We start from the raw sequence: 26,174 nt of genomic DNA on the forward strand, positions 1-26,174 counted from the left end.
CCTTTCTGGGAGCGTGAGGTGTTAAGTGGTGGTCGGGGTGCCGAGGTAGTCGTCGAGAATCTCGATCCCCAGTGCCTTCTCGCACGCCTCGAGGGAGGCGCTCCGCTGGGCGGAGTAGAGGTCCGCGGGGTCGGCGATCGGCCGGCCGATCATGGCGGAGAGGGATGCGGCATCATAGGAGGTTCCTTGGTGCCGGTTGTCCCTCGTGCCTTCTCCGGTGAGATTGGATTGGAAGATTCCGGCGGCTGAGCGGGGGAGGAAATCCTCGTAGACGATGGGCTCGGCGAGGAGAACGCCGTCGCGCAGGAGCGCGGAGAGCGGGACGGCCCCCTGACCTGCGGTCGGGGTGGAGGTGGCGTCGTCTGCGGGCCGGTAGGTGAAGAAGCCGAGGCCCCGGGCGTCGAGTTCCGCTTCGGTGAGAGGGAGGTGTTCGCGCCAGACCTCGCGGGCGATGTCGGTGCGGGTGCGCTTGGGGTGCTCGGCGAGGCGACGGTCGGTTTCAGCGATGAGCTGGTCGTAGAGGTCGCGCCCGGGCGGGGTGAGGGCGATGCCCCGCTGTTCGACTTCTCCGAAGCGGACGCGGAGGGTGCCCGGGCCGATCGAGCCGTCGGGGAAGCGGAAGGTGCGGTGCTCGTCAAGAGCGCGGAAGGATGTTTGGCGTAGGAGGACGTCGGGGCCTTCCCACGCGGGTGGGCCTTGGACCTCGTCGATCATGGTGATGCCGCGGTCCTCCATGCGCTGGTAGAGCTCGTCGATGTCGAGGACGCGGGGTGTGAGGTGGTTGATGTGTGTGCTGCTGACCCCTCCGATATCTGCGGCGACAGCGGAGATGGCTTCGAGCTCGCGATACCAGGTTTCCTCGACGGGCTCGTCGGAGAGCTGGAAGGAGGCGGTGGCGAGGTCGAGGAAGCGCTCGGCGTCCTCCGGGGGAAGGCCGTCCTCGGCGTCGGCGCGGTCCGCGAGAGCGAGGAGCTCCTCCGGGAAGAGCGTGCGCTGCTCGAGGAAAGCGCGAAGGCGTTCCTGCAGCTCGGGGGTGAAGAAGCGGGGGTCGTCGACGGCCAGCATGGACGTGAACACCCGGAAGGGGTTGCGAGCCAGTTCCTCTCGGTCGGTGGGACGGAAAGCCGTCGAGACGACGGGGACGGAGCTGGCTGCGGCCTCGCGCAGGTCATAGAATCCGACCGGATACATGCCCAGGGCTGCGAAGATGCGTGCGACCTGGGAGAGCTCGGTGGGGGTGCCGACGCGGATGGCGCCGTGGCGTTCCGCGGTGACGCGGGCGATGCTGCCCAGATGCTCGGCGAGGTCCGGGTGAGCTGTGGCGAAGTCTCGGTTCACCTCCTCGGAGACCTCCACGAGGGTGGTGTAGGCGGGGACTTCCTCCCCATACATGGCGGAGAGTCTCCGAGCGAAGGCGGCGCGGAGTTCCCACCGTGCGAGATGTGGTGTCGTCATCGTGAATCCTCTAAATGATGTTGAGTTCTTTCCACGGCGTACCGACGCCGGAGAAGCGCGTGGCGGAGAACGGGCGTGGGTCCATGAAGGGGGTGGTGTCGGCGATGATGTCGGCGAGGAGCTCGCCCGCGGCGGGGGCCTGTAGGAAGCCGTGGCCCGAGAACCCGGCGATGTAGAAGAAGCCGGGGACCGTGAGCGAGGGCCCGATGAGCGCATTGTGATCTGGGGTGTTCTCATAGAACCCGGCCCAGCCCGAGGCGAGCGTCGGATTCTCCAGTTCAGGGGCGATGATGGAGGCCGCGGCGTTGAACTCCGCAAGCCAGGCATTGCTGTATTCGCGGCAGAAGCCGGGCTCCTCGGCATGGGAGATCCCCAGAAGAAGCCCGCGGCTATAGTTGTGGAGGTACATGGTGGTCGACAGATCCAGCGTGAAGGGGATACGTGGCGGGCAGTGCGCCTGATCCTGCTGTGGGGTGAGGCCGATCATCCTGCGCGTCGGTTCGACGGGGAGGTCCACCCCGGCCATCTCGCCGATGCTCTTGCTCCAGGCTCCCGCCGCACAGACGACCGTCGAGGTCCTCACCGCACCGCGGTTGGTGAGGACCGCAGTGATGGAGGCAGCTGTGCGTTCGATGTCGAGAACCTCGGTGTGATCGCAGATCTGGACATTCTTGGCGACGAGTGCCCGCCGCAGACCCTCGACGACGGCGGCCGGGGAGGCGTGGCCATCGTTGGGGGTAAAACACGCCGCGGTGAGGGCGTCGGGATTGAGATAGGGATTGAGCTCCTGCGCCTGGGCAGGGGAGAGGACGCGGGCGTCGATCCCGAGGAGACGCTGCTCGTGGGCGGATTGCTCGAGGCTTGCGCGTTCCTCCTCGGTGCGACCGAGGAAGAGATAGCCCACCTTGTTGAGATGGATGTCCACGCCGAAGGTCTCGGAAAACTGCTCGTAGACGGCGAGGGAGCGTTGGCCCAGGACGATGTTCGCCGGGTCCGAGAAGTTGGCGCGGACACCGCCGAGAGGCTTGGCAGAGGAGCCGCTGCCGAGGGTGTTGCGTTCGAGGATGAGGATCCCGGAGTAGTCGCCCCGAGCGGTGCGCCCGATGCCGCGCTCGGTGAGATAGTAGGCAGCGCTGAGGCCCATGACGCCGCCGCCGATGATGACGATCTCAGCGGAGGAGGGAAGCGACTCCGCGGTACTCATCTCGAGGGATACGGCGGTTCCGCAGCTGGGTGGGAGCTCGAACATGATCGGCTCCTTTCTGTGGAGAGTGATCAGTTATCGATTACTCTAAACAGAAAAGTGGCCCGTGTCACCGATTCGTGCAAAGAACGTGCGCCGCGGGGGTGGCCGGGGGTGGGGGAGGGTGCTCTGAGCTGGCCTTGGGTGAAGGGCTACGGGCGGGCGTAGTCGAGGTGGCGGACCATGAGATCGGCGGCCAGAATGGCCTCGCCGCGGCGGACGGCATCGGCGATGGCGATGTGCTCTTCGGCGCTGAGACGGTCCTTCTCCTCGTCGCCGAGGTGCTGGTATACCCCGTTGATGCGGGACTGGTTGCGTAGGGTGCGAACGATCTGTGACCAGCGCTTATTTCCCAGGAGATCGACGAGATAGCAGTGGAAATCGTGGTCGGCGTCGAGGTAGGGGAGGAGGTCGCCGCCCGGGGCGTCGGGGAGTTGCTCTCGGGCGGCGAGGGCAAGACTCATGAGTGTGGAAGCCTGTTCGCTGCTCAGGCGGAGCGAGGCGACTCGGCGCACGGCCTCTACCTCGATGAGCCTGCGGAGGTCATAGACCTCTTGTCGATCAGCGGGGCTCATGAGGACGACGCGAAAACCCCGGTTGCGGACCGGCTCGAGGAGGCCTTCACCGCTGAGTGAGAGCATGGCTTCGCGCACCGGACTATTGGATGTGCCCAGCTGAGAGGCCATATTGTTGGCCGAGTAGAGGTGTCCGGGCCGCATCTCGCCGCTCACCAGCTGGCGTCGGATCTTCTCCTCGATCTCCTCCTTGAGAGAGGGACGGGGGTGGGTTGGGGGGAGGCTGAGGACGATGTCCTCTCCCGTGGCTGTGGCGTAGTCGATGACGTTCTTCTTCATGGTGTCCGCTCGGGATGGGGGATAAGTGTGCAGCTAGACGGCCTATTCGTAGATCTGAGTGTAGCGCGATTCGGATTCGCGGAGAATTTTTTTCCGAAATCTGTGGCGGTGGAGTAATCGATAACATAGACTATGCCCCACGTCACAGTAGTGAGGAGAATTCCTATGACCCCACACCTTATGACCATGGCAGCGGAGTCCGGGGGCGTCGATGCCGCCATTCAAGGCGTCTTCGGGCCGGTCGTTGATTGGCTCGAAACCATTGTCTTCTTCGCGGTTCCCATCGGCGGGGCTGAGCTGCCGCTCGTGGTCCTCTGGCTGTTTGCCGCGGGCATCATCATGACTGTATGGATGCGCGTGCGGCCTCTTGGCGACGCCATGCAGACCCTGCGCATCGTGCGCGGCCATATGAGCAGGCATCGCGACGCCGGCGAGGTCACCAGCTTCCAAGCGATGGCCACCGAGCTCGCGGGAACGATCGGCCTGGGCAACATCGCGGGTGTTGCCGTCGCGATCTCGATCGGTGGTCCTGGCGCTTCCTTGTGGATCATCATTGCCGGCGTGCTCGGCATGTCCCTCAAGCTCGTGGAGGCCACTGCCTCCCAGATGTTCCGCCGGGTCAATGATGACGGGACGATCTCCGGCGGGCCCATGTACTACCTCACCGACGGACTGAAGAGTATCGGTAAACCCAAGACTGGGAAGTTCCTGGGCTACTTCTACGGAATCGCCTTCATGTTCGCGGCAGTCGGAGCGGGCAACATCTTCCAGTCCAACCAGATCACCATGCACCTCGTGAGCATCACGCACTCGGAGGACGGCTGGCTGGGACACAACGGCTGGTTCGTCGGACTCATTCTCATGATCTTTGCCGCGGCCGTGGTGCTGGGCGGGCTGCAGTCCATCGCGACGTGGACGAGCCGCCTGGTTCCCCTGATGTCGGTGGTGTATGCGGTGGCGGTGCTCGTCATACTCGGGGTGAATGTGTCCCAGGTGCCGGAGGCCCTTCAGCTCATCGTGGTCCGGGGGCTCACCGGGGAGGGTGTGACGGGTGGCGTCATTGGCGTCGCGATCATCGGTATTCAGCGAGCGTGCTTCTCCAACGTCGCCGGCGTGGGGACCGCGGGATTCGCGCACTCTGCCACGAAGAACCACAAGCCGGCCGAAGAAGGCCTGGTCGCAGCGTGGGAGCCGTTCATTGACTCTGTGATTGTCTGTACGCTGACGGCGCTGGCTATCGTCGTGACCGGCCAATACGGCAATGCGGACAGCGATGGCATCATCCTCACCAGCCAGGCCTTTGCTAGCGTGAACAGCTTCTTCCCGATCGTGCTGTCGCTCTCCATCCTTCTCTTCGGTTTCTCGACGGTCCTCAGCTACGCCTACTACGGGCGCAAGGCTGCGGGCTTCGTGTTCGGGAATAACAAAGTGGCGGAGCGAATCTACGACATCTTCTACTTCATCATGGTGATCGTCGGTGCGGCGGTCTCGCTCGAGACCGTGACGCGCTTCTCGGATGCGCTCTTCTTCCTGGTCACCATCCCCAACCTCGTGGGCCTGTACTTCCTAGGCGGAGTGCTGCGCAAGGAAATCAAGGGCTACCGCGAGGGGGTCAAAGCCGGGCGGGTCAAACCCGTCCCGAAGGCCGAGCGCTCCACCCTCATGGGAGATCCCATGCCGGAGGCAGTGTCAGAGGGAGCGCACAGCTAAAACGGCATGCGCCCCAGCTGACTCCGTCCGCACGCCCGGATGTCCGACGCGCGGCCGGGGCGCGCGGCCCCTCTCGGGAATGCTCCCCGGGACCGCGGCCCCTGCCGGGTCACGCAGAGGCGGTGACAGCGTCTCCCCCGATGATCTCCCAGACGCTGCGCGCAGCGGCAGAGGTTTCCTGCAGCATGAGCGCCTGGGAACCCGGGATGGGGGAGATCGTGGTGTCTGGCATCTGGGCATAGGTGGGGATGCCAACCAGGTGGACGCGGGCATCCGGCGAACCATCCGGGTGGACGAGGAGCCGGCGCCCCCGCTCCACCTCGGGGGAGCCCGTCTCCACCGCGGTGCCCTCGGGGCCGCGCAGGGAGAAGGGGCGAATGCGCTGCTCATCGGCCAGCGAGTCGAGGAGCGGATCCGCGGGGTCCCGGCGGCCCACGTGCGGGCGGTGCATCCACGCATCGACGAGCACCGGGGAGTGGAAGACCTCGCCGGGAAGGCTTGCCGTGCGGATCTCCCACTGGCCGTTTTCGCCAAGGCTCAGCTGGGGGTCAGCACCGAGGAAGGTAACCAGCCCCGCGTCGTACAGAGCGAGGAGCTGGCGCGTCCGAAACAGCGGCGGGCCCGAGCCCACCATTTGCCCCAGGGACATGAAGGCGGAGAGCGTTGGCCGGGAATCGAGGGTGAAAGCCCCCTCCGCGCCGATGATGCTCGCCGGCTTCCGGGAGGCGCTGATCGACCACAGCGCGGACTTCAACGCCGAGTCGCGGGCGCCCACAGCCTCCGCGATATCGCCCGCCATGCGCTCGCCAATGTGCGCGCCCAGCTCCTCCACGCTGCCGAAGCTCCCCTGGAGGGGCGTGAGGAGGGGGCGGAGATCCAACCGGTCCGAAGCCTCCGGGACCTCCGGCTCCGCGAGGGAGGGGAGGGCGTCGAGGAGTCCCTCGTCCGGGGCGGCCTCAAGGCGACGGAGGATGCTCTCCACGGCGGTGTCAGGGGAGGGGCCGGCGAAAGCCTCGGGCCGCGTGCGGCCGAGGGTGCGGTAGTAGTCCTCGGCGGCGTCGCGGAGGATGGCCGGCCAGAGTTCCGTGCGGAAGTCGACGCTGGAGGGGGCAGGCGCCTCGGGGCCGGGATAGAACGGGCGGAGGCGCTTCTTCTGCGCGCGGAGTCGGGGGATCGCGGCCTCCGGGGGCAGCGAGTGATACTCCGATTTCGGCAGGTAGGGATAGCCGCGGTGGCTGGTAACCAGCAGGTGGGGTTCGCGCCCACTCAGCTCGTAGCGCAGCCCCGAACGGGCGGAGTCATCCTCGATGAAGCGGCCGCCGCGGTCGATGGTGAGAAGCGCCATGACGTCGAAGAAGCCCATACCCATGCCGCGCACGAGCACCGCACCTTCCTCCGGGACCTCCTCGATGGGCTGCTCCACCGGGTTGTCCGGGCGCACCCACGTCAGCCCCGGATGGGAGGCCACGGCCTCGGCGAGTCGCTCCTCCTCCGGGGTGGGCGCGGGGCGCAGCCACCCCGGCGCAATGACCGTCGCGTCCGCGGCAACCTCCGTGCCATCCGAGAGGCGAATGACATCGCGGGAGCGGCCATCGCCGGGGTTCTCCGCGTCCGCCCCTGCCGAGGCCCCCGCCGTCCCCGCCGTCCTCGCCGCGCGAATGCTCAACGCTCGCGCCTGGTGGTGGTGCACGGTGACGGAATCATCGAGGAGGTGGAGGGCCACGTTCAAGCACCAGCGGATATAGGCCCCGTAGAGCGCCCGGGAGGGGTGGGACTCCGGGCGAGAGCGCGCGAGCTCCTCGTCGAAACGTTCGCGCACCTCGGGGGAGACCTCGACGAGGCGGAAGGTCTCGACGACCGCCGCGGGGAGATCGGCCGCGGCGGCCTCGGGCTCGCGGAGGAGCCGGATCCACTCGTAGAGGGTGGGTCCCTCGAGGATGGGGCCAGAGATCCCGGAGTCCGGCTCGGTGAAGAGGGTGACCGCGCCGGCGAGGGTGTTCATGCACAGGGTGGAGGTTTGCTCCGGATCCCAGATGCGGCCGGCGCCCGCGGGGGCATCGTCGATGAGATGGAGATGAACCGAGCGGTCTATCCCCGCGGCCGCCTCGGTGCGGCTCCACTGGGCAAGCCTCTCGACGAGGCACACGCCGCGCGGACCAAGGCCAATAATCGCGATCGAAGAGTGCTGCGTAGTCATGGTGTCTCAGTCTAGCTCACGCCCCGCCGGCTAAAAAGACAGGCCGGTCTATTAGGAAAAAACAACTCGGTCTGTTACGGTGACTAAACCAGTATTCACCATCCCCCTCGAACCGAAGGAGACCGCATGGCACGCCCGTCATTTCGCGCCACCCTCGCCACACTTCTGAGCCTCGTGATGACGATGGGACTCCTCAGCGCGTGCGCCTTCGGCCAGGGCAAGGCGGAACAATCGGACACCGCGTCGGGCGCCCCCGCCCAGGAGCTCACCTACCTCGAGCCCCTCTTCTTCAAAACCCTCTATCCCCCAAGCGCCGGCTTCTACCCCAACGGCGCCGTCGTCAACAACATCACGGACCGGCTCCTCTGGCAGGATCCCGACACCCTGGAGCTCCACCCGTGGATCGCCCGCGACCTCCCCGAGGTCAACGACGACGCCACCTCCTTCACTTTCCACCTGCGCCCGGGGGTGACGTACTCGGACGGCACCCCGCTGGACGCGGAGAACGTCCTGCGCAACATCGACCTCTACGCCAAGGGGGACTCCTCGCGGAGGCTCACGAGCTCGGAGCAGATCTCGAACTACAAGGGCGGGGAGGTCCTGGACCCGCTCACGGTCCGCTTCCACTTCTCCCAGCCGGCGCCCGGATTCCCGCAGGCCATGAGCAGCTATAACGCCGGGCTCCTGGCGAACTCCTCGCTGGAGGGCACCGATGAGGATTTCGCGCCGGGGCGGGCGTCGTCAGTGATTGGGAGTGGACCTTTCGTCGTCGCGGAGGAGAAGATGGGCAAGACGCTCGTCCTGCGCGCGCGGGAGGACTATGACTGGGCCCCGCCGGTGAGCAAGCACCAGGGGCGCGCTTACCTGGACCGCATTACGTACGTCCTGGCGGGGGAGCAGTCGGTGCGCATTGGTGGGCTCATCGCCGGGCAGGGCGATATTGCCCGCCAAGTGGAGGCCCCGGAGGAGAAGCACCTGAAGGAGCGGGGGATCAGCATCGTCGCCCACGGCACCAACGGGGTCACCAACCAGCTGGCCTTCCGCTTCCGCCACCCGCTGCTGCAGGACATCCGGGTGCGCCAGGCGCTCATGAAGGCGGTGGACCGCGAGGAGATCATGCGTACGCTCTTCTCCGAGTCCTACCCGCTGGCCACATCGGCGCTCGCGCGCACGGCCCGCGGCTACAAGGAGCAGCCGCCCTACCCCTATGACCAGGAGGAATCCCGCCGTCTCCTCGATGCTGCCGGCTGGCGCCCCGGTCCCGACGGCATCCGGGTGAAGGACGGGCACCGGCTGAGCTTCACGGTCAACGAGGCCGTGCCCCAGCCGCGCTCCAAGGAGGTCATCACCAAGGTGCAGGAGCAGCTGCGCCGGGTGGGTGTGGAGATTTCCCTCAACCCAGGGGATCAGACCACGCAGAATACGGACTCGACGGACCTCGGCAAAATTCAGATTCGGCACACCATGGTGGGCCGGGCGGATCACGACGTCATCAAATCCCAATACGGCACCGATGAGCGCAACACGTTCCTCAACAGCGAGGAGGACGTCGAGAAGGTGGATCCCTCGACGGGGCTGGATCCGGCGGACGTCGGGCCCACGGATCCGCACCTCCAGGAGCTCGTGGAGAAGGTCGCCTCCGCGCCCAGCGAGGCCGCCCGCGACCGCTACTCCGGCGAGGTGCAGGACTACCTCACCGAGCAGGCCTATGTCCTACCGCTCTTCGAGGAGCCCGTCGTCTACGGCGTGCGCCCGAATGTGCAGGGCTTCCACACAGAGTCCATCGGCCGACCCACCTTCTATGACGTGAAGATCGGAGACGCGCAGTGAGTATCGACACCACAGCTCAAACCCCCGGCGCGGCAACGCCCGGTGCATCGCCCCGCGCGGGCCGCCGCCCCGTGCCGGTTCTGCTCAAGCGGCTGGGCCAGGCCCTCCTCGTGCTGGTCGTGACCTATGTCCTGGCCTTCCTCTTGCTCTCCGCGCTGCCCTCGGATGCTGCGATGGCGCGCTTCGCCAACCCTGAGCTGGGGCTCAGCAACGCGGAGGTCGCCGCCATCCGGGAGGAGTACGGGGCGGATAAGCCGCTCATCGTTCAGTTCTTCCTCACGCTGGGTGGCTTCCTCACCGGCAACTTCGGCTACTCCGTGCAGACGGGCGCGGCGGTGAGCCAGATGATCGCGGAGGCCCTGCCGGGCACGGTGGCGCTCGCCGTGGTCTCTTTCGTGCTGGCCATCATCCTCGCGCTGCTCATCGCGGTGGCCGCGTGGATGCCCGGGGCCGCGTGGCTGCGGGCGCTGGTTCACTCCCTGCCGAGCATCATGGTCTCCCTCCCGAGTTTCTGGGTGGGCATCATCCTCATCCAGGTGGTGTCCTTCTCCTGGGGGTGGGTGCCGGTCATTGAGCCCAGTCCGGTGCAGTCGCTCATCTTGCCCTCCTTCACCCTCGCGCTGCCGATCTCCGCGCCGCTGGCGCAGGTGCTGCTGCGCTCCATCGAGGAGATCGGGGCCCAGCCCTTCGTCACGGTGAGCCGCTCGCGGGGAGCGTCGCGCTGGTGGCTGCTCACCCGGGCGATCCTCCGCAACGCCCTGCTCCCCGCCCTGACCATGGCCGGCCTGCTCTTCGGGGAGCTCGTGGGCGGGGCTGTTGTCACGGAGGCGGTCTTCGGCCGCCAGGGCGTGGGGCAGCTCACCGTCGAGGCGGTGGCAAACCGGGACACCCCGGTGCTCCTGGCCGTCGTGCTCCTCGCGGCGACGGCGTACGTGATCATCAACCTCCTCGTGGATCTGCTCTACCCGGTGCTGGATCCGCGGCTGCGTCGAAAGGCTCACTCATGATCCAGCAACGTTTCTCGCTCCTGCGCTCCCCGGGGGTCGTGGCCTCGGTGGTGGTGCTGCTCCTGGCGCTGCTCGCGGCCGTGGCGCCCCAGCTTTTCACCGGCCAGGACCCGATCTCGGGGACCTTCGAGCCGCTGCTGCCGCCCTCGGGGGAGAACTGGTTTGGTACCGACGCCGTCGGCCGCGACGTCTTCTCCCGCGTGGTGTATGGCACCCGGGAGTCGCTGCTCGGCGCGGCGATTGCGGTGGGGATCGGCCTCGTGGTGGGCACGGTTCTTGGCGTGATCGCGGGGACGACGAAGGCGGAGGCGCTCATCATGCGGGTGGTGGACGTGCTGCTCTCCATCCCGGCGCTGCTGCTCAGCCTTTCGGTCATCATCATCTTGGGTTTCGGGACGACCAACGCGGCGATCGCGGTGGGGGTGACCTCGGTGGCGACGTTCACCCGCCTCGCCCGCTCCCAGGTGCTCACCGTCAAGGACGCCGACTTCGTGGAGGCCGCCTATGCCAGCGGCGCCTCGACGGCCAGCGTGCTCTGGCAGCACATCCTGCCGAACTCGCGCACCCCGGTCATCGCGCTCGCCGCGATGCAGTGCGGCTCCGCCATCCTCCAGCTGGCCACCCTCGGCTTCCTGGGCTATGGCGCGCCGCCACCGACCCCCGAGTGGGGGCTCATCATCGCCGATGCCCGCGACTACATCGCGACCTCCTGGTGGCTCACGGTGTTGCCGGGCCTGGTCATCGTCGTCGTGGTGCTGGCCACCAATCATCTGTCCCGTTCTCTCAGGAAGGAGGCCTAAGATGCACAGCGCTCATGAGGCGCCGCTTCTGGCCATCGAGGACCTCACCGTCAACTATCACACCCCGCGCGGGCTCGTCCACGCGGTGCGCGGCGTCAGCCTGGAGGTGGAGCGCGGGCAGATGACCGCGATCGTGGGGGAGTCCGGCAGTGGGAAGTCGACGACGGCCCAGGCGGCCATCGGTCTCCTCCCGGACAATGCCCAGGTCTCGGGGAGCGTGATGCTCGCCGGCCGGGACGTCTCCGAGCTCAGCGAACGCGAGTGGCGCGCGGTGCGCGGGCGGCGCGTCGGCCTCATCCCCCAGGACCCGGGGAATTCGCTTAACCCGGTGCGCACCATCGGGGAGTCGGTGGCCGAGGGGCTCGCCATCCACGGATTCGGCAGCCGCGGCTCGCGCGCGCGGGAGGAGCGGGTCATCGAGCTCCTCGACCGTGTGGGCATCGACGACCCCGCGCGCCGGGCCCGCCAATACCCCCACGAGCTGAGCGGCGGCATGAGGCAGCGCGTGCTCATCGCGGCGGCGCTCGCGCTCGAGCCGGATCTCATCATTGCCGACGAGCCCACCTCGGCGCTCGATGTCACGGTGCAAAAAGTCATCCTTGACCTGCTCGATGAGATGCGGGAGGACATGGGCATCGTGCTCATCACCCATGACCTCGCCGTGGCGGGCGACCGCGCCGACCACGTCGTCGTCATGCACCGCGGTGAGGTGCGCGAATCCGGGCTTGCGGCCACGGTGCTCTCCGATCCCCGGGACGCCTATTCCCGGCGGCTGCTCGCCGATGCCCCCTCCCTCAGCCGCCCGCGCACGCGCCCCGCGGTGGGCACGGACGATCCGCTGGTGAGCGTCGAGGGCTTCCGCAAGAGCTATGGGGACACGGAGGTGGTACACGGCGTCGACTTCCAGGTGCAGCGGGGGAGCACGCACGCCCTCGTGGGGGAGTCGGGCTCCGGGAAGACGACGACGGGCCGAGCCATCGCGGGCCTGCTCACCCCGAGCGCCGGGAGGATCTCGGTGGAGACCTCCGATGTGCAGCTCGTGTACCAGAATCCGGCGGCCTCCTTGGACCCGCGGTGGAGCGTCGGCCGCAGCATCGCGGAGCCCCTGCGCTCTGCGCGCCGACGGTCAGGCGGCGGCCCACGCCTTAGCCGGGCGGAGATCCAGCGCCGGGTGGCGGAGGCCTTGGATCTCGTCGCGCTCGATCCGGAGCTGGCGGAGCGCCGGCCGCGGGAGCTCTCGGGCGGGCAGAAGCAGCGGGTGGCGATCGCGCGGGCGCTCATCGTGCGCCCGGAGCTCGTCCTCTTCGATGAGGCGGTCTCCGCCCTGGACGTGACGGTGCAGGCGCAGATCCTCGAGCTCCTCGAGCACCTCCAAAAGGAGCTGGGGCTCACCTACATCTTCATCTCCCACGACCTGGCGGTGGTGCGGCAGATCGCGGACACGGTCTCTGTCCTCCAGCGCGGCACGCAGGTGGAGCAGGGCCGGGTGGAGGACGTCTTCGAGCGCCCTGCGACGGAGTACACGCGCCGCCTTCTCGACGCGATACCCGGCCGTCACTACCGAGAAGGGGCACTCAACCTGGGGTTGTAATGGTCTAGCACATTATTAGGTGTGAATAATTGATACACTAATCAGGTGCATAGGGATGACCATAATGTCGTGAACGAGTACGGGCTGAGCACCGAGCCCCCGGGCTTTGGGCAGCACCCGAAGGCCGCGTACGTGACCATCGCCGATGCCATTCGCAGTGACATCCGCGCCCACCGGGTGAAGCCGGGGCAGCGTCTTCCCGCCGAGCGAGACCTCGTCGAGCAGTACCAGGTGGCGCGCATGACGGTGCGCCACGCCCTGGACTTGTTGCAGCTCGAAGGGCTCATTGACCGACGCCGTGGGCGCCACGGCGGCACCTTTGTCCGCGCCGAACCCCCGAGCGTCAACCTCTTGCGCTTGGGGGAGAACGCGGAGGTGTTGCGTCGTCAGGGATACAACGTGCGGATCACCCCCTGGGTGAACCGCATCGAGGCGCCCACCGTGGAGATCGCGGACACCCTCGGCGACCCTGAATATGTTCACTATGTATGCCAGGAGCTCGTGTTCAACGACATGTCCGCCGCGGTGCTGCGCACGCACTGCCGGGTAGACCATGAGCCCACGCTCAGCGAGGATGCGGTGGAGGAATCCATCGGCCGGTTGCTGGAGGACTCCACCTCCTCCACCGAGGACACCATCAGTATCGGCGCCGCCACCGATACCGAGCGCGATCTGCTGGGCGTACCACCCAATCTCCCGCTCCTCCGCGTCACCCGCCTGGGCTATGACTCCGCAGGTCAGTGCGTGTATTGCATGAGTATTGCCCTGCGCTCGGAGATCCTCACCCTGGAGGTGAAAAACGATAAAAACCGCGGGGGGGGGGGTTGATGTTTTAAGGATTCTTCTCGGGCATTTTGCGTTGAATTAGCGTCGCGTTTACATCGGGGCCAGATCCCCATTACCGCACCATGACACCGTAGTCCGGGTCACAATAATCCCGGAGAAAGGTGAGTGTGGTGTGGACTACCCCGCGGACTCATGATCGCCGCTCTGTTCTCCGCCTCCTCGGGGTGGGGGCCGGCGCGATGCTCGCCGGGCCTGCGCTGAGCGCCTGCGGCGCCGCCCACGGGGAGACGGACCCCTCGGCGATCGGCGGCAGCCTCGATGAGATCATCGCCCGCGCCCAGAAGGAGGGCACCGTCCGCCTCATGGGCTACCCCGAAACGTGGGCCAACTACCGCGGCCACTTCCGTGACTTCGAGAAGAAGTACGGGGTGAAGGTCCACGTGGATTCCCCCGACGCGCACTCCGCGGAGGAACTCCAGGCCGTCCTCAACCTCCAGGGCCAATCCACCCAGCCGGATGTCCTCGACGTCGGCTACTCCTTCACCTCTGCCGCCATCGAGCAGGGGCTCATCGAGTCCTACAAGCCGAGCAACTTCGACGCCATCCCCGAGAACCTCAAGGACCCGGACGGGCTCTGGGTGGGCGCCTACTACGGGGTCATCTCGGTGGGGATTAACCGCGCGGCCTGCCCCGTCCCGCACCGCTTCGAGGACCTGCTGCGTCCTGAGTACCGCGGGAAAGTCGCCATGCCCGGGGATCCGCGCAAGGGTGCGGCCTCCATTGCGACGGTCTGCGCGGCGGCGACGGCCCGCGGCGGCTCCGTCGAGAATGCCGGCCCGGGCATCGAGTACTTCGCGGAGCTCGCCCACCGCGGTAACCTCGTCTCTGTCGCCGACGCCGGCCAGGCCATGTCCACCGGCCAGGCAGCCGCGATCTTCGATTGGAATTACAACTGGCTGGGCCGCGAGGAGCAGCTTCGCCGCGATGGCATCGACTTCGAGTACGTCGTCCTCGACGACGGCGTCTTCGGCAACTACTATGCGCAGCCCATCACCATCGGCTCACCGCAGCCCAACGCGGCCCGCCTGTGGGTGGACTGGCTGACCTCCGACGAGGGGGCGGAGCACTACGCCCTCGGCGGGGCGATCCCCGCCCGCTTCACCGAGCTTGTGGCGGCCGGAGCCCTCAGCGAGGAGGCCCTCGCGAAGCTGCCGGAGCCCTCGATCCTCGAGCAGGTCACCCTGCCCACCCCGGCGCAGGGGGATGCCGCCAACGTGGCCATCGCCACGCGCTGGGGCCGGGAGGTGGTGATCTAGATGAGTACGTCGACGCCGCAGCGCGCTGCCCGCGGCTCCCGCCAGCGTCGCCGCGCGGCGTGGAGCGGGGCCCTCGGGGCGCTGCCCTTCTTCCTCTTCATGGCGGCGTTCCTTATTCTCCCCATCGTGGCGAACACGCTGCGCGCCTTCCAGGATCCGCGCGGCCGCTTCACGCTGGAGACGATGGCCGAGGCGCTCGGCCCCACCTATCGCTCGGCTTTCCTGCAGACCATGGAGATCTCCGTGGCCACCTCGCTCATCGGCGGGGTGCTGGGAATGGTGCTCGCGTGGGCGCTCGTCGCCACCCGCCGCCCCCGCTGGTTACACGGTGTGACCAGCAGTTTCGCCGCGATGGCCTCCCAGTCGGGCGGCATCACCCTGGCGTATGCCTTCATCGCGCTCTTAGGGACGCAGGGCGTGCTCACGGGGGTGATCGACGTCCTCGCGCCGGGCCTCATGGAGCGATTCCCCATCACGGGCACGGTGGGGGTGAGCGTGGTCTACCTCTACTTCCAGGTGCCGCTCATGGCGGTCCTCATGATGCCCGCCATGCGTGCCGTCCGCCCGGCGTGGCGGGACGCGGCGATCACGCTCGGCGCCACGCGCGCCCACTACCTGCGAGACATCGTGATCCCGATCCTCTGGCATCCGCTGCTCGGCGCCATGCTGCTGCTCTTCGCGAACGCCTTCGCAGCCTATGCCACGGCCTATGCGCTGGCGGGCGGGACGCTCAACCTCGTCTCCATCGTCATTGGCTTCTTCATCTCCGGGAATGTGCTCTTCAACCCGGGTCTTGCCGCCGCGCTCGTCACGTGGATGATGCTCATCATCATCGCCGCGGTGGGCGTGCGTGTCCTCCTCACGAGAAAGAGTGAGCAATGGCTATCCAGCTAGATTCCCCGCCGAGCCTGCGTCGGCTCCCCACGACGAACCGCCCAGCCCGCGCCTCCTGGGTGCCGCCGGCGGTGCTCGTGGTGTCCCTCGTGTTCTTCTTCGCGCCGTGGCTCGCGGCCGCCGCCTATGGCTTCAGCCGTCCGGGCGAGGCGCTCAGCCTGGGCCCCCTGCTCGAGGCGCTGAGCAATCCGCGCGTGGGGGAGGCCGTGGGGAATACGGTCTTTCTCACTGTGGCGACGACGGCCGGAATGCTCCTACTCCTCGTCCCCTCCATCATCTGGCTGGAGTTGCGGGCGCCCCGGCTCGCGCCGATCGCCGAGGCGCTCTCCGTCCTGCCGCTCGTCGTGCCCGCGGTGGCGCTGGTCAACGGGGCCTCCCAGCTGTATCGGGCGGTGGCTCCGGGCTTCCTCGCGTCGATCTGGTCGCTCGTGCCGCTCTACATGGTGACGGCGATGCCGCTGTGCTATCGGGCGATTGTCGCTGGCGTTCGCTCGATGGACCTGCGGACCCTCTACGCGGCGGCGAGCTCGCTCGGGGCGAGCCCCGGGCGGATCCTCGTCACCATCGTGCTGCCGAACCTGCGGCTCGCGATGGTCTCCGCCTCCCTCCTGTGCATCGCGCTGTGCCTGTCAGAGTTTGCGATGGCCTCCCTGCTCCTTCACTACACGTTCCCCGTGTTCCTCGTCGATGTGTCCTCGCTAAGCCCCAAGGGGGTGGCGGCGGTGTCCTTCCTCGTCACGCTGCTCACCTGGGCGCTCCTCGCCCTCCTCTCCTCGATGTCTACAAGGAAGAACTCATGGTCAACCGCTGCGTAGAGCTCAAGAACATCATCAAGAACTACGGGGATCGCACGGTCCTCGATCACCTCTCCCTCACCATCGGGGAGGCGGAACTCGTGGCCCTTCTGGGCCCCTCGGGCTGCGGCAAGTCCACCACGCTCAAGGTGCTCGCCGGGCTCGAGAGCCCCGACGCGGGGGAAGTCCTCATCGATGGGGAATCCATCGCCGAGGTGCCGCCGCGCCAGCGCAACATGGGCATCGTTTTTCAGGCCTACTCGCTCTTCCCGCACATGAGCGCCGTCGAGAATGTTGCCTATGGTTTGAAGATTCGACGGGTGGCGGCCGCGGAGCGACGCCGCCGCGCCGAGGAGCTCCTCGAACTCGTGGGCCTGGCGGAGCATCGGGACTCCCTGCCAGGCAGGCTGTCCGGCGGGCAGCAGCAGCGGGTGGCGCTCGCGCGGGCGCTGGCCATCGAGCCGGAGGTGCTGCTCCTCGACGAGCCGCTTTCTGCCCTCGACGCCCAGGTGCGCACCCAGCTGCGCGAGGAGATCCGGCGCATCCAGCTCTCGGAGGGGATCTCCACGCTGCTCGTCACCCATGACCAGGAGGAGGCCATCCTCATGGCGGACGTCATCGGGGTGATGAAGGACGGGCGCCTCGAGCAGATCGGCTCGCCGCACGACATCTACCACCACCCGACCACCCCCTTCATCTCCCACTTCGTGGGCTCGGTGAACCGCATTCCCGGGCCGGTTGCCGAGGGGTGCATCCGCGTGGCGGGGACGCCGCTGCGCATCGTCAATGGGGAGAACCCGGCGGCGCGACGTCCGGCGGCGGTGGCCCTCGTGCGCCCGGAGGACCTCGAGCTCCTGCCCGCCCTCCGCTCGCGCTACCAGGTGGTCACCACGCGGCCGCGCGGGCTGGTGAGCTCCGTCATCGTCACCGATACGCTGAGCCGCAGCGACCTCCGCGTGGACATGCTCACCCGCGACGCCCAGCGCTTCCACCCGGGCATGGCTGTGGACGTGCGCGTTTTGCGCGAGGATGCCGTCGTCGACGACCTCGGCGATGCCGACATCCCCGCCACCGAGCCCTCCGCGCCCACCCCCGGGGCGGTGAAGCCGGCCCGCTAGCCGCGGGGCCTTGCTAGGGTGGTGGCCACCCAACGAAAGGAGCACAATGCCTACCCCCGTGCGTTTCTGGTTCGACGTCACCTGCCCCTTCGCGTGGCTGACCTCGCGATGGATCAAGGAGGTGGAGAAGGTCCGGGACATCAGCATCGAGTGGGTGCCCATGTCCCTCTCCGTCCTCAACGAGGGCCGCGAAAGCCTCCCCGAGGACTACAAGGCCAAGATGACGCTGGCCTGGGCGCCGGCGCGGGTGTGCGCGGCTGTTGCCAGCAAGGAACCCGAGAAGCTCGACGCCCTGTACACCGCCTTCGGCACCGCCATCCACCGGGACGGGCAGCGGGACTTTGACGCCGTGATCGGCCAGGTTCTGGACTCCGCGGGGCTGGATGCCTCCTATGCCGAGTTCGCGACGGGCGGCCCCATCGACGACACCCTCCGCGCCTACCACCGAAGCGCCATGGACGCGGTGGGGGATGAGGTGGGCACCCCCGTCATCGAGGTGGACGGCACGGCCTTCTTCGGTCCGGTCATCACGCGGGTCCCCACCGGGGAGGACGCCGGGCGGCTCTTCGATGCCGCGGCGGAGCTCGCGAGCTTCCCCTATTTCTTTGAACTCAAGCGCTCCCGCACCGAGCAGCCGCAGGTGCGCCCGGAAGCGCAGAGTTAGGGGAGCGCCCGGGCTCGACGCGGCGGCGAGCCAGCGTGACAGCGGCTACACTTCTAGCCATGCGCATTTATCTTGGAGCTGATCACGCTGGATTCGAGACGAAGAACCTCATCAAGGAGCACCTGGCTGGCCAGGGGCACGAGGTCATTGATTGCGGGGCCCACCAGTACGATGCCCTCGACGATTACCCGGCCTACTGCATCGAGGCGGCAAGCCGCACGGTGAATGACCCGGGCTCGCTGGGGATTGTGCTCGGCGGTTCGGGGAACGGGGAGCAGATCGCGGCGAACAAGGTGAAGGGGGCGCGCTGCGCCCTCGCCTGGTCGGAGGAGACCGCGCGCCTGGCCCGCGAGCACAATAACGCCCAGCTCATCGGCATCGGCGGGCGCATGCACTCCCCGGAGGAGGCGCTGAAGATCGTTGACGCCTTCCTGGACCAGGCGTGTAGCGAGGAGGAGCGCCACCAGCGCCGCATCGACATCCTCTCGGAGTACGAGCGCACCGGGATTGCCCCCGAGGTCCCGGGCGCCGAGGGCTAGGACTACAGGTCGAAGTCGAAGTCCCCGAAGTCTCCGTCGAAGAGACCCCCATCGAAGAATCCGCCGCCGTCGTCGAAGCCGCCCATGTCCCCCATGTCGCCGGCATCGGCGGCGGCGTCTGCGTCCCCCATGCCGTCCATTCCGCCGGTGGCGGCCAGGCCATCCTCATAACCGGCGCTATAGCCCGTGCCGGGCATGCCGGAGAAGAGAGAGGAAAAGAGCATCATGGACCCGGCGGTCCACAAGCCCGTGCTCAGCGCGCTGGCCCACCAGGGCTGTGAGTACCAGCCGGCGGGGACGGGGCGGCCGGCCACGGTGCCGCCGGGGTAGTAGTTCGGGGTCTCCGCCGAGGGCTCCGGGGAGGCGGTGATGGATTGGCCCTCGTGGGTGATGGTGCGGGTCTCGGTGACGCGGCCGGCCTTCTTCTGGCCCTCGAGCGGCGGGAGCTCGGGGCCGGCGGGCATCTCCATGATTTCCCGGGCGGCATTCATGTAATAGAGCCCCTCGAGCGCCGACTCGCGGGCCAACTCCGCCTGGCGGACGGACTGGGCGCTGGCCAGCTGGGACTGCGCGGCCGTGAGGCGCTCGGAGGCGTCGGCGATGGCCTGGGTGGAGGCGGCATCCGTGCCGGACATCGTGAGGACCTGGGAGCCCAGCCGCTCGGTCCAGCGGCGGGCGTCGGCCATCGCGTCATCGAGGGATTGCTCCTCGCGCTGGGTTGATGCCTTCGTTGTCCTTCTTAAGGCGAGCACCAGGCCAATGACGACGAGTGCGACCAACAGCAGGGCTATCAACGACTTTTCCTCCTCCGAGAGCGCCACGCGGGGCGCCTGGCTACAGTGTCCATTCGGTCCAACGCTCGGGGAGGAGCGAAAGTTCCCGTGTCCGAGGTGGTGTGCCGGGCGAGGTGGCAGGTAGCCGGGGAATTTCGTACTTGGCCGAAGGATCAGTTAGACTGCTACTCACGCATTGCTTCGGTGATGCCTGCTGGGAACGTCGTATAGTGGCTAATACCTCAGCCTTCCAAGCTGAAGACGCGGGTTCGATTCCCGTCGTTCCCTCCACAGCCCCGGGAGGCCCCTCGATGGCCTCCCGGGGCATTCGCGTGGATGGGCCCCGAGCAGCGGTGGGGACAGCCCGGGGGCGGGGGAGAAAGTGCCAGGTGAGCGTCGTTCTCTTCGGAAAGACCTGCACTTTTCCTGAAAACACGACCCCGATGTAGCGTTCTCGCAGGGCGCGCGGATATGCTGTCCCAGGAACGGGGCGTGGCGCAGCTTGGCAGCGCACCTGCTTTGGGAGCAGGGGGTCGCAGGTTCAAATCCTGTCGCCCCGACGAACGAGCGACACCACAGGGTGAGCTCGTCTTACACGTTAAGACTAAAGAGTAATGAGTACCGAGGAGTGTGACTCGTGAAGAGTTCCGTCGAGAAGCTGAGCGAGACCCGTGTCAAGCTCACCGTTGAGGTCCCCTTCGAGGATCTTGGCACCGAGATTGAACAGGCCTATGCCGCCATCGCTCAGCAGGTGACCATCCCGGGTTTCCGGCGGGGCAAGGCGCCTCGGAAGCTCATTGACGCCCGCTTCGGCCGGGGCCCCATCCTCGAGCAGGTCGTCAATGACATGCTGCCCTCCCGCTACGAGCAGGCGTGCGTCGAAAACGACCTCAAGGTTGTTGGCCAGCCCGCCGTGGACATCACGAAGATCGAGGACGGCGAGCTCGTCGAGTTCGTCGCCGAGGTGGACGTGCGCCCCGAGTTCGAGGTGCCGGACTTCTCCGACATCTCCGTGGAAGTCCCCGCCCTCAAGGTGGAGGACGAGGACGTCGACGCTGAGCTCGACAAGCTGCGCGAGCGCTTCGGCGAGCTGAAGGACACCCGCCGCAAGCTGAAGACCAACGACTACGCCATCATCGACCTCAAGGCCACCATCGATGGCAAGGAGATCGACGAGGCGACCACCGAGGGCCTCTCCTACCAGGTGGGTTCCGGCGACCTCATCGACGGCCTCGACACCGCGCTGCGCGGCATGAAGACCGGCGAGGACAACGAGTTCACCGCGAAGATGCAGCAGGGCGAGCACAAGGATGAGGAGGCCACCGTCTCCGTCCACGTCCAGCAGACCAAGGAGCGCAAGCTCCCCGAGCTCGACGACGACTTCGCCCAGATGGCCTCCGAGTTCGACACCGCCGAGGAGCTGCGCGAGTCCACCCGCAAGCAGGTCACCGAGCAGAAGAAGGCCCAGCAGGCCGCCGCCATCCGCGACGAGGTCCTCAAGGCCGCCCTCGAGAAGACCGAGTTCGCCCTCCCCGAGACCGTCGTCGAGGAGCAGGCCAACGCCCAGATCCAGCAGCTCAAGGGGCAGTTCGGTGGCGACGAGGAGCTCTTCGAGAAGATCCTCGACGCCCAGGGCACCAACCGTGAGGAGTTTGAGAAGAAGTCCCACGAGCAGGCCGAGGAAGCCGTCCGCACCCAGTTCTTCCTCGACGCCGTCGCCGAGAAGGAGGACGTGGAGGTCTCCCAGCAGGAGCTCACCGACCACATCCTCTTCACCGCCCAGAGCTACGGCATGGACCCCAACCAGTTCGTCCAGCAGCTGCAGAGCTCCGGCCAGATCGCCAACCTCTTCTCCGACGTCCGTCGGGGCAAGGCTCTGGCCGCCGCGATCTGCCGCGTCACCGTGAAGGACGACGAGGGCAACGCCGTCGACCCCACCGAGTACTTCGGTGAGGACGAGGAGGACTCCGCGGAGAACACCGAGAAGTCCGAGGACTAATCATCACCCGGCGGCCCGGCGCCGCCACCGCGCTGCCGTGCAGGGAGGACACCCTCCCGGCGGCAGCGCCCTTTTCTTATCCGCCTTATCCGCAGGGCACGCCGGGTGGCAGGGCGCGGTGGCAGGCTGCGGGCCGGAGGCGGCTCTCGGCTCTACGCTGAGAGCGAACACGCCCCCGCCAGGCCACCCCGGTGAGTACCCTAGGATTCAGCCAGGGGCCCTCGTGCGCCCCGCACACTGTGGACACGTTGAACGTCTTCAAGGAATGGAATTGTCATGACCGATCTGATCCGGATGCAAGGCTCTGGCCAGGGGGCCAACCTTGGTGAATCTGTGTACGAGCGGCTGCTCAAGGAGCGCATTATTTTCCTGGGCAGCCAGGTGGACGACGAGATCGCGAATAAGCTGTGCGCCCAGATTCTTCTCCTCGCCGCCGAGGACCCGCACAAGGACATCTCGCTCTACATCAACTCCCCGGGCGGATCGGTGACCGCGGGGATGGCCATTTACGACACCATGAAGTACGCCCCCTGCGACGTGGCCACGTACGCCATGGGACTCGCCGCCTCGATGGGGCAGTTCCTGCTCAGCGCGGGCACCAAGGGGAAGCGCTTCGCGCTCCCGCACGCCCGGATTATGATGCACCAGCCTTCTGCGGGCGTCGGCGGCACGGCGGCGGACATCGCCATCCAGGCGGAGCAGTTCGCGGCGACGAAGAAGGAGATGGCGCAGCTCATCGCGGAGCACACCGGCCAGACCTTCGAGCAGGTCACCAAGGACTCGGACCGCGACCGCTGGTTTACCGCGCAGCAGGCGCAGGAGTACGGCATTGTCGACCACGTCATCACCACCGCGCAGGGTGGCACGGTGACCGCTAACTAAGGGCAAGGGGAAAACACTATGACTCACGGATTCCAGATGCCGCAGGCGCGGTACGTCCTGCCGTCCTTCATCGAGCAGTCCTCCTATGGCACCAAGGAAACCAATCCTTATGCCAAGCTCTTCGAGGAGCGCATCATCTTCCTGGGCACCCAGGTCGACGACACCTCCGCCAACGACATCATGGCGCAGCTGCTCGTCCTCGAGGGGCTCGATCCGGACCGCGACATCACCATGTACATCAACTCCCCGGGCGGCTCCTTCACCGCGCTCATGGCGATCTACGACACCATGCAGTACGTCCGTCCCGACGTCCAGACCGTCTGCCTGGGCCAGGCGGCCTCCGCCGCCGCGGTGCTTCTCGCGGCCGGGACCAAGGGCAAGCGCGCCTGCCTCCCGAACTCCCGCGTCCTCATCCACCAGCCGGCCACCCAGGGCACCCAGGGGCAGGTCTCTGACCTGGAGATCCAGGCCGCCGAGATCGAGCGGATGCGCAAGCAGATGGAGACCACGCTCGCGCGCCACACCGGGCGCACCCCGGAGCAGATCCGCATCGACACGGATCGCGACAAGATCCTTACCGCCGAGGAGGCCGTGGAATACGGCATCATCGACCAGGTCTTCGAGTACCGCAAGCTGAACGGCTAGGAGCAGGAGCTCGACGACGGAAGGAGGCCCCCGGTGGGGGCCTCCTTTTTAGCTTGCGATCTGACTCTGATCGCCAAAATTCTTCTTGAGATCAGTCTTTTTCACCTTTCCTGAGGCAGTGCGAGGAAGATCTGCGACAAAGAATACGAATTTAGGGATCTTGTACTTCGCGAGCTTCCCCGCAAGGAAGTTGACCACGTCGTATTCGGTGAGGTGGAATCCCGGCCGCAATTGAATGACTGCGCACGGTACCTCGCCCCACCGGGCATCCGGAACTCCGAACACCGCGGACGACGCCACCCCCTCAAGATGAGCAATTTCTTTCTCCACCTGGGCAGGGTAAATGTTTTCTCCGCCAGAGATGATCATGTCCTTGATGCGATCGGATACGTGGAGGAATCCATCGGCATCGAGATAGCCCACATCTCCGGTGTGGAGCCAGACTGCGCCGTCAGTGTAATTGAACGACGCCCTATTGGCCTCATCCCTGTTCCAATAGTGCTCAATGACGTTGGGGCCAGAAACCAGGATTTCGCCTTCTTGCCCCAGGGGGAGCTCGTTGCCCTGGGCATCAACGACTTTGATAGCCGTGTGGAAATGCGGGAGCCCGCTGGATCCTTGCTTGGACCGGGAATAGGTGCCGGGAAGGCTCGTGACTCCCGGGCTCGTTTCGGTCATTCCGTAACCCATGGTGAATCGCAGGCCCCGACTCTCATACGCGTCGAGGACGCGATCCGGAACGGCGGAACCCCCGCAGGTGAGTTGCTTGAGAGTGCTGATATCTGTGGACTCCCAGTTCTCATGCTCACAGAGCATCTGGTAGGTGGTGAGAACACCGGACATGCTTGTCACTCCATACTGCTCGATGAGACGGAGGGCTCGTTCAGGTCGGAATTTTTGCTCGAGGATGACAGTTCCTCCCTTAAGCAGAACGGGCAGGACTCCCATCCCCAGGGCCGCGACATGAAACATCGGCGAGATCATGAGGGCGACCGATTCTGAGGTGTAGTCATAATCCGTAATGACATTAAAGCTGTTCCACACCATGTTCTCGTGCGTGAGGACAGCCCCCTTGGGATTACCCGTGGTGCCGCTCGTGAACAGGATGAGCGCGGGATCGCTGAGCTCAACCCGTTCCTGGGGGTGTTCCCGTGGCGCGGCAGTAATGAGCTCCTCCCATTGGTGAGTAGCCGTTCCGTCGAGAGCGAGCGGCGTCGTGGGCTTGTCCCCAACGATCACGAGGTGATCAACCGTTAATCCCTCCAACGCAGAAAGCACAGTGGGAAGAAGGTCCTCCGCACAGATGAAGACGCGAGGGGTGGTGTCCTCGATCTGAAAAGCGATCTCTGGAGGTGCGAGCCGCGTATTGAGTGGGACGAATATCCCGCCGATTTGGGTAGCTCCGAACATCGCTTCAAGGAACTCGTGTGAATTTTCTCCGATATACGCCACGCGCTCGCCTTTCGTGATTCCCAGGGTGGAAAGCGCATGAGAGGCTTGATCGACGCGCGTCGCAAGTTCGCTGTACGTCAGCGATGCTCCGCGGTCGATGAGAGCTGGGTGGTCAGCTGACTTCACTCGACGACGGTGAATCCAGGTTCCGATGCTGTGGTTGAACATGATGCACGTCCTTGGGTGATGGTGGTGGTGCGATTATGCGGTGAGGTCTGCGTGTCGGGTTTCGCGGGTGAGCATGATGGCAAAGCCGGATAGCACCGTCATGATCCCGAGGAAAAGAATGACAGGGAGAAGAGATGATCCAGCCCCGGGGTAGAGATAAGCGAGGATGCTGGGGGTGAAACCCGCGCCGATGAGCGTGGCAAATTGATAGCCGAGAGAAGCGCCGGTGTAGCGGGACCCAGTACCGAATTGTTCAGAAACAAATGCTGCGAGCGGGCCGAAAATGAGGGCGTGAATACCGAGTGCCACGGTGAAACCGATAAGGATGAGGACGCTATTCGCAGTTCCCAGGAGCCAGAAGTGCGGATAGAGGTAGAAGAGGAAGAGCAGGAGCCCGCACAGCATGACTGGCTTTCGTCCCCATCGGTCGGAGAGTGCAGCAAAACCCACGACAAAGAAGACTGAAATCACGGAGGCGAGGGAGAACATAGATAGGACGGTGGACCGAGTAGCGCCGTGGTCGGTCGCGTAGCGCACGCTGAACGTCGAAAGAAGAACCTGGAGAGCGAAACCAGACGATCCGCCGAGCATCGTGAGGACGACGCTGCGAGGGTGCCGGAGCACTTCCGCGATGGGGAATGGGGGCGAACGGCGCTCATCCTCGTCGAGCTTGTCCATCGCCGCTTGGAAGATGGGCGACTCAGAGATCGTCGATCGAATGAAGAGACCCAGGGCAAGAAGCAGGAAAGAGAGGATGAAGGGAATCCTCCAGCCCCAGGACAAGAACGACTCCGGCGACATGGCTGCTGCGGCGATACTCAAGACGAAGGTGCCCAGCGCCGCGCCGGATGGGGCGCCAGCGTTCACGAAGGACGCGGCGAAACCCCTGCTCTTGTGATCCGAATGCTCCAGCGCCATGAGGGCTGCGCCTCCCCATTCTCCGCCCACGGCGATTCCCTGGCACACGCGTAAGAGGACAAGAATGACCGCAGCCAAGGAGCCGATGCTGGCGGTGGAGGGAACGAACCCGATGAGGGTCGAGGAGATCCCCATGAGGAACATGGAGGCAAGGAGGACTCGCTTCCGGCCGAGCGTATCGCCGAAGTGTCCAAAGATTACTCCTCCGAGTGGACGCGCGATGTAGCCCGCGGCAAAGGTGCCAAAGGAGGCGATAGTCGCAGCGAAAGGCTCGAGGTTGGAGAAGAATACCTCGGGGAACACGATGGCCGAGGCGGAGGCGTAGAGCAGGAAGTCGTAGTACTCGATGGTGGACCCGAGGTAGCTGGAGAACACCACACGACGGCGTTCTGCGCTGAGTTGAGGCCGGGTCGAAGTGTGTGTTGACACGGTCAACCTCCTTCACTGTGTTGTAGGACACATTGAAGTCTATTTAGGTGAGAGTGTCAACTATTTTTCTTTTGTCGCCCTGAATGCCCTGCATGGGGGCGCGCGGGGCG

The 26,174-nt window shown here is 66.1% G+C and carries 22 protein-coding genes and 2 tRNA genes; 17 read left to right on the plus strand and 7 right to left on the minus strand.

The window, feature by feature from the left end:
- Window positions 1-21 precede the first annotated feature (21 nt).
- From hglS to L1O03_RS09800, 3 genes are all read right to left on the minus strand, one after another.
- On the minus strand, window positions 22-1,455 hold the full coding sequence (gene hglS / locus L1O03_RS09790) for a 2-oxoadipate dioxygenase/decarboxylase (RefSeq protein ID WP_236119596.1): 1,434 nt from the start codon (window positions 1,453-1,455) through the stop codon (window positions 22-24).
- Window positions 1,456-1,465: 10 nt separating this feature from the next.
- The gene (locus L1O03_RS09795) at window positions 1,466-2,704 is read right to left on the minus strand and encodes an NAD(P)/FAD-dependent oxidoreductase (RefSeq protein ID WP_236119597.1); all 1,239 of its coding nucleotides are present in this window, start codon (window positions 2,702-2,704) and stop codon (window positions 1,466-1,468) included.
- Between the two features lie 146 nt (window positions 2,705-2,850).
- Window positions 2,851-3,552 (minus strand): GntR family transcriptional regulator, encoded by a 702-nt coding sequence (locus L1O03_RS09800; protein WP_236119598.1) that lies wholly within the window; start codon window positions 3,550-3,552, stop codon window positions 2,851-2,853.
- 165 nt (window positions 3,553-3,717) lie between these two features.
- On the opposite strand from L1O03_RS09800, the gene L1O03_RS09805 reads away from it, so the two are divergent.
- A complete protein-coding gene (locus tag L1O03_RS09805; RefSeq protein WP_236119599.1) occupies window positions 3,718-5,262 on the plus strand; it encodes an alanine/glycine:cation symporter family protein in 1,545 nt (514 codons plus the stop codon).
- A 109-nt stretch (window positions 5,263-5,371) separates the two neighbouring features.
- Here the strand turns inward: L1O03_RS09805 and L1O03_RS09810 are convergent, their stop codons facing one another.
- Window positions 5,372-7,459, minus strand: a complete 2,088-nt coding sequence (locus L1O03_RS09810) for an FAD/NAD(P)-binding protein (protein WP_236119600.1) — start codon at window positions 7,457-7,459, stop codon at window positions 5,372-5,374.
- A 126-nt stretch (window positions 7,460-7,585) separates the two neighbouring features.
- Here L1O03_RS09810 and L1O03_RS09815 point away from each other — a divergent pair, with 126 nt between their 5' ends.
- From L1O03_RS09815 to L1O03_RS09865, 11 genes are all read left to right on the plus strand, one after another.
- Window positions 7,586-9,289, plus strand: coding sequence for a TIGR04028 family ABC transporter substrate-binding protein (locus L1O03_RS09815; RefSeq protein WP_236119601.1), 1,704 nt, complete (start codon window positions 7,586-7,588; stop codon window positions 9,287-9,289).
- Between the two features lie 71 nt (window positions 9,290-9,360).
- Window positions 9,361-10,296, plus strand: coding sequence for an ABC transporter permease (locus L1O03_RS09820; protein ID WP_236119762.1), 936 nt, complete (start codon window positions 9,361-9,363; stop codon window positions 10,294-10,296).
- On the plus strand, window positions 10,293-11,096 hold the full coding sequence (locus tag L1O03_RS09825; RefSeq protein WP_236119602.1) for an ABC transporter permease: 804 nt from the start codon (window positions 10,293-10,295) through the stop codon (window positions 11,094-11,096). The genes L1O03_RS09820 and L1O03_RS09825 overlap by 4 nt, the downstream gene beginning before the upstream one ends.
- A 1-nt stretch (window position 11,097) precedes the next feature.
- On the plus strand, window positions 11,098-12,687 hold the full coding sequence (locus tag L1O03_RS09830) for a dipeptide ABC transporter ATP-binding protein (RefSeq protein WP_236119603.1): 1,590 nt from the start codon (window positions 11,098-11,100) through the stop codon (window positions 12,685-12,687).
- A 45-nt stretch (window positions 12,688-12,732) separates the two neighbouring features.
- Window positions 12,733-13,515, plus strand: coding sequence for a GntR family transcriptional regulator (locus L1O03_RS09835; RefSeq protein ID WP_236119604.1), 783 nt, complete (start codon window positions 12,733-12,735; stop codon window positions 13,513-13,515).
- 125 nt (window positions 13,516-13,640) lie between these two features.
- On the plus strand, window positions 13,641-14,789 hold the full coding sequence (locus L1O03_RS09840; protein ID WP_236119605.1) for an ABC transporter substrate-binding protein: 1,149 nt from the start codon (window positions 13,641-13,643) through the stop codon (window positions 14,787-14,789).
- Window positions 14,790-15,683: an ABC transporter permease gene (locus tag L1O03_RS09845; RefSeq protein ID WP_236119606.1), complete on the plus strand. Its 894-nt coding sequence runs from the start codon at window positions 14,790-14,792 to the stop codon at window positions 15,681-15,683.
- Window positions 15,668-16,498 (plus strand): ABC transporter permease, encoded by an 831-nt coding sequence (locus tag L1O03_RS09850; RefSeq protein WP_236119607.1) that lies wholly within the window; start codon window positions 15,668-15,670, stop codon window positions 16,496-16,498. The genes L1O03_RS09845 and L1O03_RS09850 overlap by 16 nt, the downstream gene beginning before the upstream one ends.
- Window positions 16,480-17,595, plus strand: coding sequence for an ABC transporter ATP-binding protein (locus tag L1O03_RS09855; protein WP_236119608.1), 1,116 nt, complete (start codon window positions 16,480-16,482; stop codon window positions 17,593-17,595). Before L1O03_RS09850 ends, L1O03_RS09855 begins: the two co-directional genes overlap by 19 nt.
- Window positions 17,596-17,641: 46 nt before the next feature.
- Window positions 17,642-18,259, plus strand: a complete 618-nt coding sequence (locus L1O03_RS09860; RefSeq protein WP_236119609.1) for a mycothiol-dependent nitroreductase Rv2466c family protein — start codon at window positions 17,642-17,644, stop codon at window positions 18,257-18,259.
- Between the two features lie 59 nt (window positions 18,260-18,318).
- The gene (locus L1O03_RS09865) at window positions 18,319-18,798 is read left to right on the plus strand and encodes a ribose-5-phosphate isomerase (protein ID WP_236119610.1); all 480 of its coding nucleotides are present in this window, start codon (window positions 18,319-18,321) and stop codon (window positions 18,796-18,798) included.
- A gap of 2 nt (window positions 18,799-18,800) precedes the next feature.
- Here L1O03_RS09865 and L1O03_RS09870 read toward each other — a convergent pair whose 3' ends face one another.
- Window positions 18,801-19,592: a DUF1542 domain-containing protein gene (locus L1O03_RS09870; protein WP_236119764.1), complete on the minus strand. Its 792-nt coding sequence runs from the start codon at window positions 19,590-19,592 to the stop codon at window positions 18,801-18,803.
- Window positions 19,593-19,787: 195 nt separating this feature from the next.
- Between L1O03_RS09870 and L1O03_RS09875 the strand changes: the two genes are divergently transcribed.
- The 5 genes from L1O03_RS09875 (at window position 19,788) to L1O03_RS09895 (ending at window position 23,097) form a co-directional block, all read left to right on the plus strand.
- A tRNA-Gly gene (locus tag L1O03_RS09875) sits at window positions 19,788-19,862 on the plus strand.
- A 195-nt stretch (window positions 19,863-20,057) separates the two neighbouring features.
- Window positions 20,058-20,131 (plus strand) — tRNA-Pro (locus L1O03_RS09880).
- A gap of 77 nt (window positions 20,132-20,208) precedes the next feature.
- A complete protein-coding gene (gene tig / locus L1O03_RS09885; RefSeq protein ID WP_236119611.1) occupies window positions 20,209-21,570 on the plus strand; it encodes a trigger factor in 1,362 nt (453 codons plus the stop codon).
- Between the two features lie 276 nt (window positions 21,571-21,846).
- Complete coding sequence (locus tag L1O03_RS09890; RefSeq protein WP_236119612.1) at window positions 21,847-22,452, plus strand: ATP-dependent Clp protease proteolytic subunit; 606 nt, start codon at window positions 21,847-21,849, stop codon at window positions 22,450-22,452.
- A gap of 18 nt (window positions 22,453-22,470) precedes the next feature.
- Window positions 22,471-23,097: an ATP-dependent Clp protease proteolytic subunit gene (locus L1O03_RS09895; protein WP_236119613.1), complete on the plus strand. Its 627-nt coding sequence runs from the start codon at window positions 22,471-22,473 to the stop codon at window positions 23,095-23,097.
- Between the two features lie 48 nt (window positions 23,098-23,145).
- Here L1O03_RS09895 and L1O03_RS09900 read toward each other — a convergent pair whose 3' ends face one another.
- Together L1O03_RS09900 and L1O03_RS09905 are read right to left on the minus strand one after the other, a co-directional pair.
- Entirely contained in the window at window positions 23,146-24,717 is a 1,572-nt protein-coding gene (locus L1O03_RS09900) for an acyl-CoA synthetase (RefSeq protein WP_236119614.1), read from the minus strand.
- A gap of 33 nt (window positions 24,718-24,750) precedes the next feature.
- Complete coding sequence (locus tag L1O03_RS09905) at window positions 24,751-26,070, minus strand: MFS transporter (protein WP_275949264.1); 1,320 nt, start codon at window positions 26,068-26,070, stop codon at window positions 24,751-24,753.
- Window positions 26,071-26,174: the final 104 nt, after the last annotated feature.

The sequence above is a fragment of the Corynebacterium uropygiale genome (assembly GCF_021568315.1).
In the GTDB taxonomy this organism is placed as follows: domain Bacteria; phylum Actinomycetota; class Actinomycetes; order Mycobacteriales; family Mycobacteriaceae; genus Corynebacterium; species Corynebacterium uropygiale.